At 29.1% G+C, this 11,771-nt stretch carries 11 protein-coding genes; all 11 read left to right on the top strand.

All coding sequences use genetic code 11. The features are described 5' to 3' along the window. Window positions 1–97: 97 nt before the first annotated feature. The 11 genes from EIH23_RS01275 (at window position 98) to ftsZ (ending at window position 11,652) form a co-directional block, all read left to right on the top strand. A complete protein-coding gene (locus EIH23_RS01275; RefSeq protein ID WP_122638394.1) occupies window positions 98–1,471 on the top strand; it encodes a UDP-N-acetylmuramoyl-tripeptide--D-alanyl-D-alanine ligase in 1,374 nt (457 codons plus the stop codon). A gap of 37 nt (window positions 1,472–1,508) precedes the next feature. Further along, entirely contained in the window at window positions 1,509–2,474 is a 966-nt protein-coding gene (gene mraY, locus EIH23_RS01270) for a phospho-N-acetylmuramoyl-pentapeptide-transferase (RefSeq protein WP_122638393.1), read from the top strand. A 17-nt stretch (window positions 2,475–2,491) separates the two neighbouring features. Then, entirely contained in the window at window positions 2,492–3,853 is a 1,362-nt protein-coding gene (murD, locus tag EIH23_RS01265; RefSeq protein WP_122638392.1) for a UDP-N-acetylmuramoyl-L-alanine--D-glutamate ligase, read from the top strand. A 41-nt stretch (window positions 3,854–3,894) separates the two neighbouring features. Beyond that, window positions 3,895–5,046 carry a stage V sporulation protein E gene (gene spoVE / locus EIH23_RS01260; RefSeq protein ID WP_122638391.1) on the top strand — a complete coding sequence of 384 codons (1,152 nt, stop codon included), beginning with the start codon at window positions 3,895–3,897 and terminating at the stop codon, window positions 5,044–5,046. 14 nt (window positions 5,047–5,060) lie between these two features. Beyond that, window positions 5,061–6,293 carry an undecaprenyldiphospho-muramoylpentapeptide beta-N-acetylglucosaminyltransferase gene (gene murG, locus EIH23_RS01255; RefSeq protein ID WP_122638390.1) on the top strand — a complete coding sequence of 411 codons (1,233 nt, stop codon included), beginning with the start codon at window positions 5,061–5,063 and terminating at the stop codon, window positions 6,291–6,293. 72 nt (window positions 6,294–6,365) lie between these two features. Next, complete coding sequence (gene murA, locus EIH23_RS01250; protein ID WP_122638389.1) at window positions 6,366–7,619, top strand: UDP-N-acetylglucosamine 1-carboxyvinyltransferase; 1,254 nt, start codon at window positions 6,366–6,368, stop codon at window positions 7,617–7,619. Between the two features lie 179 nt (window positions 7,620–7,798). Next, window positions 7,799–8,533, top strand: coding sequence for a cell division protein FtsQ/DivIB (locus EIH23_RS01245; RefSeq protein WP_164488940.1), 735 nt, complete (start codon window positions 7,799–7,801; stop codon window positions 8,531–8,533). A 25-nt stretch (window positions 8,534–8,558) separates the two neighbouring features. Further along, window positions 8,559–9,284 carry a DUF881 domain-containing protein gene (locus EIH23_RS01240; RefSeq protein ID WP_243113289.1) on the top strand — a complete coding sequence of 242 codons (726 nt, stop codon included), beginning with the start codon at window positions 8,559–8,561 and terminating at the stop codon, window positions 9,282–9,284. After that, a complete protein-coding gene (locus EIH23_RS01235; RefSeq protein ID WP_122638387.1) occupies window positions 9,274–9,981 on the top strand; it encodes a DUF881 domain-containing protein in 708 nt (235 codons plus the stop codon). The genes EIH23_RS01240 and EIH23_RS01235 overlap by 11 nt, the downstream gene beginning before the upstream one ends. A 60-nt stretch (window positions 9,982–10,041) precedes the next feature. After that, entirely contained in the window at window positions 10,042–10,395 is a 354-nt protein-coding gene (locus EIH23_RS01230; protein WP_122638386.1) for a small basic family protein, read from the top strand. 105 nt (window positions 10,396–10,500) lie between these two features. Further along, window positions 10,501–11,652: a cell division protein FtsZ gene (gene ftsZ, locus EIH23_RS01225; protein WP_122638385.1), complete on the top strand. Its 1,152-nt coding sequence runs from the start codon at window positions 10,501–10,503 to the stop codon at window positions 11,650–11,652. Window positions 11,653–11,771 lie beyond the last annotated feature (119 nt).

Here is an 11,771-nt window from a genome sequence, read left to right as displayed (position 1 = left end):
TAAAATTTATTTGGGGGCAATGTATATATATACATTGCCTTTTATTAAGATGAGTTGTAAAATAATAAGGCATATAGAAAAATTAAGGAGGAGTGGTATGGAAAATCTAACAGTTAAAGAGTTAGTAATTGCGACTCAGGGTAAATTAGTTTTAGGAAATGAAGATAACATAGTAAATGATGTTGTTATAGATAGTAGAAAAGCAAATAAAAATAATGTATTCGTAGCTATCATTGGAGAAAACCTAGACGGACATAACTTTATGCAAAGTGCATATGATAACGGATGTAGAACTTTTATAAAGAATAAAGAATCGAAAGTTGAAATTAACCACTCAGATATTAATCTTATAGAAGTTAAAGATACAGAAATAGCTTTAGGAAATGTTGCAAATTATTACAAATCAAAATTCAATATACCATTTATAGGTATAACTGGTAGTGTTGGAAAAACAACTACAAGAGATATGGTATATGCAGCTGTATCATCTAAATTTAATTCATTAAAAAATGAAGGAAATCTTAATAATCAATTAGGTGTACCTCTTACGTTATTTGAATTAAATAAAATGCATGAATGTGCAGTTATTGAAATGGGAATGTCAGGTTTTAATGAGATAGAGCATTTAGCAAATATCGTAAATCCTAAAATTGGAGTTATATCAAATATAGGTTTATCTCATATAGAAAGACTTGGTTCACAAGAAGGAATATTAAAAGCAAAGATGGAGATAACAACAAATTTTGATTCATCAAATACTTTAATTGTAAATGGAGATGACAAGTTTTTATCAACATTAAAAGATAAAGATCATGTTTATACATTAAAAACATTTGGATTTAATAAAGACAATGATATATATTGTGAAGATTTCAACATGGGAGAAGATAATATAACTTTTACATGTGTAATAAATGGAAATAAAGAAGAAATATATGTACCAGCGGTAGGTGAACATAATATATATAATGCTATGGCAGCTATACTTTGTGGTATGACCTTAGAAATTCCTTTAGAAAATATAAAGGAAGGTTTAAAAAACTATAAAGCGACAAAAATGAGATTAGACATAGTTAAAACTGATAACTTAACTATAATAAATGATACTTATAATGCTAGCCCAGATTCTATGAATGCTGGACTGAAAATTTTAGGTAGATATAAAGAAAGAAAAGTTGCTATACTTGGAGATATGTTTGAAATGGGAGAACATGCAGAGTATGGGCATAGACTTGTTGGTAAATCGGCAATAGGAAATACTGATGTATTAATAACAATAGGAGAAGACTCTAAGTTTATAGGAGAAGAAGCCCAAAGTTTAGGATTTGATTCAAATAATATACATCACTTTGAAACTAAAGAAGATGCAATAAATAAACTTGATAATTTAATACAAAAAGGAGATGTAATATTAGTAAAAGCATCTAGAGGTATGAAATTAGAAAAAATAGTAGAATATTTAAATAAGTAAACAACGAAAAGAGAACAATGACAGGGAGAGGAGTTATATTATGTTAGGAATAAAGGAACTTACTTATACAGCAATGATTTCATTTCTAATAGTAATTATATTAGGACCAATATTTATACCGATGTTAACTAGATTTAAATTTGGGCAAACAGTTAGAGATGATGGACCAAAAACACATTTACAAAAAAATGGAACACCTACAATGGGAGGCGTTCTTATAATAATAGCTATACTTATAACAGGACTTACAAGAAGTAATATTAGCTCAGATATGGTAATAGGGCTTTTATGTGTAGTAGGATTTGGATTTGTAGGGTTTGTAGATGACTTTATAATAATTAAAATGAAAAGATCATTAGGATTAAAGCCATGGCAAAAAATAGTTATGCAATTTGCACTAGCTTTATATGTTTCTTACTACCAATACAGTTCATCACCAAGTGCGACACAACTTATAATACCTTTTACAGATGCTGTAATAAACTTAGGTCCATTATACATACCAATAATGACATTTATGATAGTTGGTATAGTAAATGCAGTTAACTTAACTGATGGTTTAGATGGATTAGCATCAGGTGTAACAGTAATAGTTGCAGGATTCTTTATGATATTTGCAGCTTCAATATCAAATACAGATGTAGCAGTTCTTGCTGCAGCAACAGTAGGTGCTTGTATAGGGTTCTTAGGATTTAATGCATATCCTGCAAAAATATTTATGGGAGATACAGGCTCTATGGCATTAGGTGGTGCAGTTACTGCTTTTGCTATTTTAACAAATTCTATGCTTGTATTTGTTTTAGTTGGAGGTATATATTTTGCAGAAGCTTTATCTGTTATGCTTCAAGTTGGATATTACAAATTAACTAAAAAGAGAATATTTAAAATGGCTCCAATACATCATCACTTTGAACAATGTGGATGGCCAGAAACAAAGGTTGTATTCACATTCTGGATAGTTACTATAGTTCTAGCTTGGATAGGAGTAGTAGCAGTATTCTAATTTTGGAGGGAAATAAAGTGGAACTTAAAAATAAAAAAGTTTTACTAGTAGGTTTAGCGAAAACTGGAGTATCTACAATAAAATATTTAGATAAACTAGGAGCTAAAACGATTGTAAATGACATAAAAGAAAAAGCACAATTAGAAGAAATATTAGCACAATTAAAAGATATAAAAAATGTTGAATATATATTAGGGTATCATCCAGAAAATGTTGATGATATAGATATGGCTATAGTGTCTCCAGGAGTTCCCCTAGATTTACCTTTTATATGTAAACTTAAAAATAATAATATAAAGATAATTGGTGAGGTAGAACTAGCATACAGATTATCTAAAAATAATCCTACATTTATAGGTATAACAGGAACGAATGGTAAAACTACAACAACTAGTATAGTAGGAAAAATATTTAAAACGTCTAACAAAGATACTTATATAGTTGGTAATATAGGTAATCCTGTAATAGATACAGTAGATTCAACTAATGAAGATTCAATCTTAGTAACTGAATTAAGTAGTTTCCAATTAGAGAGTATTGATGAGTTTAGACCAAAGGTAAGTGCATTTTTAAATGTTACTGAAGATCATATGAATAGACACCATACTATGGAAAATTATATAGCTGCAAAATCTAGAATTTTTGAAAATCAAAAAGAAGAAGATTTTACAATTTTAAATTATGACGATACTATAGTTAGAGATTTATCACAAAAATGTAACTCTAAGGTTATTTTTTTCTCTAGAAAAGAAAAATTAAATAAAGGAATATATCTAGATGAAAATAATAATATAATTATAGATATAGACAAAAAAATAGTACTTATGAATGCTGACGAATTAAGTTTGCCAGGTGAACATAACCTTGAGAACTGTATGGCAGCAATAGGAATAACTTATGTTAGCAATATAGATTTAAGTATTATAAAAGATGTATTAAAAAACTTTAAATCTGTAGAGCATAGACAAGAGTTTGTAAGAGAATTAAACGACATAATATTTGTAAACGACTCAAAAGGAACGAATCCTGACTCCACTATAAAAGCGATTAAATCTTATAAAAAAAATATAGTTTTAATTGCCGGAGGTAAAGACAAAGGAAGTAGTTTTGATGAACTACTTGAAGCTGCAAAGAGTAATGTTGTTGCATTAGTTCTTTTAGGAGAAACAGCTCCTAAGATAGAAATATGTGCAAAAGAAAAAGGATTTGAAAAAATATATAATGTAAAAAATATGAAAGAAGCTGTAGAAAAATCTTATGATATTGCTCAAAGTGGTGATGTAGTTTTACTTTCACCAGCTTGTGCAAGTTGGGATATGTACAGTAATTTTGAAGTAAGAGGAAAAGACTTCAAGGATAATGTAAACAATTTAAAATAGCCTCTTAACGCCACACAAATGCAAAGGGAGGTAAGTCTTAAATGCCTAAAGAAGGTTTGAAGCCTAAAGAATCAGGTTTAAAAAAACAAATCAAAAAAGGAATGAAGACTGAATTTGATCCAGTAGTATTTTATACTACTATGACATTAGTATTTATAGGCATAGTAATGGTGTTTAGTGCTAGCTATATTCAAGCTGCATTTAAACACCAGGATGCCTTTTATTTTTTAAAAAGAAATGTAATATACGCTGTCTTAGGTTTTATAGGAATGATGATAACATCAAGGATAGAGTATACATTTTGGAAGAAGAATGCTACTAAAATAGGTATATTAGCAGTAGTTTTATTAGTATTAGTTTTAACACCTTTAGGTATAGAAGCAAACGGAGCAAAAAGATGGTTAGGTGTAGGTGGAGCAACTATACAACCAGCAGAGATTGCTAAGTTTGCCAGTATATTAATAACTGCAAAATTAATTGAAAAAAAATATGACAATATAAAATCTTTGACAAAAGGTGTTTTACCACTTCTTATAGTTCCAGGTACTTTCTTTATACTTATAATGGGTCAACCCAATATGTCAACAGCAGGTACTATAATATTAGTTACATTTGTAATGTTATTTGTAGCAGGAATGAATATGAAATTTGTATATACTATGATAGCACTAGGAATAGCTGCATTTGCAGGATTAGTACTCTCAGCTCCGTATAGATTAAAACGTGTATTATCATTCCTAGATCCATTCCAAGACCCACTAGGATCAGGGTATCAAGTAATCCAAAGTTTATATGCCATTGGTTCTGGAGGTTTATTTGGACTTGGACTTGGTAAAAGTAAGCAAAAATATTTTTACATACCAGAACCACAAAATGACTTTATATTTGCTATAATAGGTGAAGAATTAGGCCTTGTAGGATGTATAGTAGTGATGATGTTATTTGTAATATTAGTATATAGATGTATAAGAATAGCATTAAAATGTCCAGATATATTTTCTTCTATGGTTGTTATAGGAATAGGAGCTCAAATAGGAATACAAGCAGCTTTAAATATAGCTGTTGCCACATCATCTATGCCAGCCACAGGAGTAGCATTACCTTTTATAAGCATGGGAGGAACATCATTAACCATACTTATGGGGGCTGTAGGTATAGTGTTAAACATCTCAAAGCATGTCAAAATTAACTAACAGGAGATGATTCAATGAAAATTTTATTATCAGGCGGAGGTACTGGAGGACACGTATATCCAGCAATCGCTATTGCCAACAGAATAAAAGAGGCACACCCTGAAGCAGAAATTTTATTTGTTGGTACAGAAAAAGGAATAGAATCAGAAATAGTTCCTAAATATGGGTATGAATTAAAAACAGTAACAGTACAAGGTTTTAAAAGAAAAATAGATTTTGATAACGTAAAAAGAGTATTTAAATTATTTAAGGGATTAGAGCAATCTAGAAAAATTGTTAAACAATTTAAACCAGATGTTGTAATTGGTACGGGAGGATATGTTAGTGGTCCAGTACTATTTAATGCGGCCTTAAAGAAGGTTCCAACAGTAGTTCACGAACAAAACTCTTTCCCTGGAGTTACTAATAAAATACTTTCAAAAGTTGTAACAACTGTTTTAACTAGTTTTGAAGATTCTCATCAAAGATTCCCTGAAGCTAGTAGAGATAAATTAGTTCTTACAGGAAACCCAGTAAGAAAAGAAATATTAGTTGCAAGAAAAAATATAGCAAGAAAAAATATTGGTATAAGTGAAGAGAAAAAGATGGTACTTTGCTACGGGGGTAGTGGAGGATCAGAAGAAATAAATGAAGCAATGAAGTTTGTAATAGAAAATATGGTTAAAGAAGATATAGCATTTATATTTGCAACTGGTAAGTATTATTATGAAGATTTTGCAAAGAGTATAGAAAACTTAGACCTTAAGCCATATCAAAAAGTTGTTCCATATTTAGAAGATATGGCAAATGCATTAGCTGCCAGTGATTTAGTCATAGGTAGTGCAGGGGCTATATCATTAGCTGAAATAACAGCTTTAGGAAAGCCTTCTATAATAATACCAAAGGCATATACTGCAGAAAACCACCAAGAGTATAATGCAAAGAGTATAGAGTCAAAAGGTGCAGGAATCGCTATACTAGAAAAGAATTTAACTCCAAAAAGTTTAAACAGTGCAGTATTTAAACTATTAGGTGATAGAGAACTTTTAATAGATATGGCAAATGCAAGTAAAGAAATAGGCAAGCCAGAAGCTATAGATTTAATTTACGATGAGATTATGAAGATTTATAATAAAGGAAATAAATCTAAAGTTTCTAAAGAAGAAAAAATAGAAAAAAATGAAGAAGCAAAGGAATCAAAGGAAGAAAATAAAACTAGCGATGATTCAAAATCTGAGCACAAAGTAATAGGAATAAAGAAAAAGTAACATATAACCCCTCTAGTACATAGACTTTAAATATAGGCATTTTATTTAAATCTACTGCTAGGGGGGTTAACTTTGTCTAGGTATATAATAAATGGAGGCAATAAAATAGAAGGAACTCTAAAAATTAGGGGAGCAAAAAATGCTATATTACCTATAATGGCAGCATCAATACTAAATGAAAATGTTAGCATTATTCATAATGTACCTTTTATAGCTGATGTGCTTGTTATGATAAAAATACTAGAAAGTATAGGATGCAAGATTGAATATAGTGAAGACACCTTAATTATAGATAGTTCAAATATAAATTTCCATAAAATTAATGAAGAATATGTAAGAAAAATGAGGTCATCAATAATTATTATGGGTGCTATGATAGGAAGACTTGAACATATAGAAATAAGTCATCCAGGAGGTTGTGCAATCGGTCAAAGACCAATAGACTTACATTTAAAGGCATTAAGGGCTCTTAATGTTAATATAGAAGAAAGTAATGGAGTTATTAGTTGCTATAGAGAATGCCTAAAAGGAAATATAATTAATTTTGAAAAAAGAAGTGTAGGAGCAACTGAAAATGCCATGCTAGCAGCAGCAAGAGCTACTGGTACAACTAAAATATACAATCCGGCTAAAGAACCTGAGATAGAAGACCTACAGAATTTTTTAAACGCTATGGGAGCTAAAGTTAGTGGTGCGGGAACTGACTATATTGAAATTGAAGGCGTAAAAAATTTAGGTAGAGTAGAATATAGTGTAATACCCGACAGAATAGCTATAGGAACATATATGGTTGCTAGTGCTATAACGGGTGGTAGATTAGAGGTTGAAAATGCTATAAAAGCGCATATGGAGCCTATAAGTAACGTATTAAGGGGTGCGGGTTGTGAAATAGAATATACAAAAAGTGGACTAATTATGGTTGCACCAAAAGTTATAAAAGCTGTAGACTTAATAAAAACATCACCTCATCCAGGTTTTCCAACAGATATGCAGTCTCAAATGATGGCTTTGATGACATTATCTGATGGTATTACGGTATTTTTTGAAACTATATTTGAGAATAGATTTATGCATTGTAGCGAACTTAAAAAAATGGGAGCAGATATAACTTTAGTAAATGCTAATATATGTAAGGTAAGAGGTGTAAATCAACTTTATGGAAACAAAGTTAAGTCTACAGATTTAAGAGGTGGAGCAAGTCTTATTATTGCGGCATTAGCAGCTAATGGCGAAAGTGAAATAGATAATATATACCATATAGAACGTGGTTATGAAAATATAGAAAAAGTACTTAGAGATCTAGGTGCAGATATTAGGAAAATATAAAGGCTCGAAATAGAGCCTTTTAATATATAATAGAATAAAAAGTAGTTTAAAATAGGACAATCTTATTTATTGTAAAAATAAGATTGAAATTGCTTTCGAAAGTATAGTTTATTATGTAGGGAAATATGATAATAAGGTTGTATTTTATAATATGCTACTTTTTTATAGGAGGTGAAGATTTGAAGAAGCAAAAAAGAAAAATAAGAACAGATAGAGTGATGATTATTTTACTATGTGTTTTTATGTTTTCTATAGGATTAGTAACCTTATTAAAAAGCGATTTATTTAATTTGACTAAAGTTGAAATAGTAGGCAATAGCGTATTAAAAAAAGATGAGGTAATAAATGAAGAAAAATTAATCACTAAAAAAAATATATTTAGTTACAAATTAAAAGATATAAAAAAAGAGATACAATCAAATCCTTATGTAGATGATGTAGAGGTTAAGCGTAAACTTCCAAACAAAATAGTAATAACAATAAAAGAAAAAGAAGTTATAGCACTATTATCAAATGGAACAGATTTTTGTTATATAGATAATAGTGGAAACTTAATTGAAAAAATTGATAATTTAGATGAAAATAATGATAAAATAGTATTTAATGTGAAGTATACTTTAAATAATGGGACTGTTAAATTTGAAAATGATAAAGTTAAAAAAAGCGTTTTAAATTTAATAGCATTATTAAAAGAAGAGCATTTAGAAAATGAAATATCAGAAATTGAATACACAGGTTCTAATGTAAATATTATAGTAAATATTGGACCTAAATTTTTAATAATAAATGATGATAACTTAGATTATAATATATCTAGAACTAGCAAAATACTTGTAGATTTACAAAGTAAAAATATAAAAAGTGGTATTGTAGATTTAACTTATAGCAATTACGCAGTATATAAACCTAGTTAATAAGCAGCAATGAGGAGTGATTAATTTGCACAAAAAAATACCTTATAAAAGTTTAATTATAGTCACTACTATATTAGGAATTTTTATAAGTTTACAATTAAGAAGCATAAATATAGAAAATAATGGAATGACAACCCTCAAAAAAGGAGAACAATTAGCTCAAGAATTAAAATCATTAAAAAAAGAAGAAGCTGATTTACAAGAAGAAATATATGAAATACAAAATAGCATAGATAGCTATAAAAGTGATGAAGATGGTAGTAATGATGATAGTATAAAATCAGAAATTAAAAAATATGAAGAGTTAGCAGGATACACTGATGTAAAAGGGGAAGGAATTAAGGTAACTATTAAATCTACAAATAATAATTTAAATGATAATTCTTCAAATAATATATCTTATAATTATGACATATTATTATCTCTTATAAATAAATTAAATTCTGCTCAAGCAAATGCTATATCAATGAATAATCAACGAATAGTGCATGATTCGTATATACATTTAAAGGAAGATAAACTATACTTAAATGATAGTATTATAAAAGAGCCATTTATAATAAAAGCAATAGGAAATTCAGACACATTAGCATCAGCCCTTCAAATTAAATATGGTATTGTCTGGGAAATAGAAAAATATTATAATGCTAAAGTTACTGTAGAAAAAAGTGAAGATCTAAAAATAGAAGCATCATCAGAAAGAAAATATTTGGAAGATAATAGCGAGTTAATTGAAGACGATGAAAATTAATAAGTATAAACTACAAACAAAAAAGATGCTAATAATATTAATTGCTTTTATGATAGGGATATTTATTTCTACTTACATAAAGTCTATGAATTCAAACAATGTATATATAACATTGAAACAAAAAAGGGAAATTGAAGAGGAAATAAATGATATTAAGCTTGAAATTGAAAATTTAAAAGAAAAAAAAGATAAGTATGAACAAAGCCTAAAAGTATATGAGCATGTTGATGAGGATGAAAATAAATCAGTAGAAGAATTGATGAATGATGAACTAAAATATTTAAAAGAAATAAGTGGATATTCAGATGTTAAAGGAAATGGAATAATTATTACTATGAAGGACAGCGAAAGAGAGTTATCTAGTGGTGAAAACCCAAATGACTTACTTATTCATGATATAGATATATTGAGAGTTATAAATGACCTAAGAAAAGCAGGGGCAAAAGGGATATCTATAAATGATGAAAGAGTTCTACCAACAAGTAAAATAAAATGTTCAGGTGCAACAATTACAGTAAATGAAACAACATATGGACAACCATTTATAATAAAAGCTGTAGGAGATATAGATTCCTTAAAGGCAAGTATAAATTCTCCAGAGTCATATGCAAGTTTACTGAAGGAAGTATATGGGATTTATATAAATGTAGAGGAAAAAGATTATTTAGTAGTAAATTTTTACGAAAAAAACAAATAAAAGTATAAAAAGCTTGAAAAAAAGAACTATTTCAAAGTAAAATAAAGAAGGTGAGTATTTATGTTATGGATACTAGGAGGACTAGCACTAGGAGTATTTATTGGTTATTATATTCCATTTACTTATCCTATGGATTACTCCCTTTATATGTCGGTGGCAATACTTGCAACGCTAGATTCAATCTTTGGTGCAGTAAAGTCAACTTTTGAAGGTAAATATGATAATATTATATTTATAACAGGTTTTATTGGAAATTCATTATTAGCTATATTTTTAACTTATATAGGTGATAGACTGGGGATACCAATTTACTATGTTGCAATATTAGTATTTGGTTCGAGATTATTCGACAATTTATCTATAATAAGAAGACATGTTATATTAAGGTTAAGTAATAAAAAAAGAGGAAAATAAGTATTTTTATGGAATAAGTTAGTGAAATGTTAACAAATTTTGTAGATTAAATGATATAATTATTACATAGATTTACTTTGAATCGTAAAATAAGGAGGTTTATAAATGCTAAACTTTGACGTAGAATCAGATAATTTTGCGCAGATTAAGGTAATAGGTGTAGGTGGCGGCGGAAATAACGCAGTCAATCGAATGGTAGAAGCACAACTTAAAGGTGTTGAGTTCATAGCAATTAATACTGATAAGCAAGCTTTATATACATCTAAAGCTGAATATAAAGTTCAAATAGGAGATAAGCTTACTAGAGGGCTTGGAGCAGGGGCAAACCCTGAAATTGGGAAAAAAGCAGCAGAAGAGAGTAAAGATGAAATTGTAAAACTACTTGAAGGTGCGGATATGGTATTTGTTACTGCCGGTATGGGTGGTGGAACAGGTACAGGAGCAGCTCCATTAGTTGCTCAATTAGCTAAGGAAATGGGGATACTTACAGTAGGTGTTGTTACAAAGCCTTTCGTATTTGAAGGCAAAATAAGAATGAAGAACGCTGAAAGAGGTATAGAGGATTTAAAAGCTAACGTAGATACATTAATAACTATACCAAATGATAAGTTATTACAATTAGTACAAAAGAATACTTCTATGCTAGAAGCATTCTCTATAGCTGATAATGTATTAAAGCAAGGTATACAATCTATTTCAGATCTTATAGCAGTGCCAGGTTTAATAAACTTAGACTTTGCCGATGTTACTTCTATAATGAAAGAACAAGGTCTAGCTCATATGGGTATGGGTAGAGCAGTAGGAGAAAATAGAGCTGTTGAAGCTGCTAGAGAAGCAATACAATCACCATTATTAGAAACTTCTATAAAGGGTGCTAAAGGAGTACTACTTAACATAACTGGTGGTTCTAACTTAGGTTTATTTGAAATAAATGAAGCATCTACATTAGTTCAAGAATCATGTGATCCAGAAGCTAACATTATATTTGGGGCATCTATAAGAGAAGACTTAGGAGATGAAATAAGTATAACTGTTATAGCAACAGGTTTTGAAAGTAATCAGCTTCAAGATATGAGAATAAATGATACTATAAGTAAGTTTACTACTAAGCCAGTTGAACCTGAAGTAAAAAAAGTAGAAGTTCAACAAGTTCAAGCTGAACCAGTTAAGGAAGTAGTTACAGTTAAAGAAGAGCCTAAAAAAGTTGAAGAAGATGATGATATGATAATCCCAACTTTTTTAAGAAGAAGAAGATAATTTAATCTATAAAAGTATGAGATGACTTAAGTCATCTCTTTTTTATGCAAATAAAAGGTAAAATGATACTTAATAATAATAAAATTTATTTTATTAGAACAAAAATAATAAGTATTTTA

It is taken from the genome of Romboutsia sp. Marseille-P6047 (assembly GCF_900604535.1).
Classification (GTDB): domain Bacteria; phylum Bacillota; class Clostridia; order Peptostreptococcales; family Peptostreptococcaceae; genus Romboutsia_E.
Note: the sequence above shows the minus strand (reverse complement) of the source record. Positions and strands in the feature narration are given on the sequence as shown.

Coding starts and splice junctions, on each gene's coding strand:
- EIH23_RS01230 (WP_122638386.1), top strand. CDS start 10,042: ATGTTATGGATACTAGGAGGACTAGCACTAGGAGTATTTATTGGTTAT.
- EIH23_RS01235 (WP_122638387.1), top strand. CDS start 9,274: ATGAAAATTAATAAGTATAAACTACAAACAAAAAAGATGCTAATAATA.
- murG (WP_122638390.1), top strand. CDS start 5,061: ATGAAAATTTTATTATCAGGCGGAGGTACTGGAGGACACGTATATCCA.
- EIH23_RS01275 (WP_122638394.1), top strand. CDS start 98: ATGGAAAATCTAACAGTTAAAGAGTTAGTAATTGCGACTCAGGGTAAA.
- spoVE (WP_122638391.1), top strand. CDS start 3,895: ATGCCTAAAGAAGGTTTGAAGCCTAAAGAATCAGGTTTAAAAAAACAA.
- ftsZ (WP_122638385.1), top strand. CDS start 10,501: ATGCTAAACTTTGACGTAGAATCAGATAATTTTGCGCAGATTAAGGTA.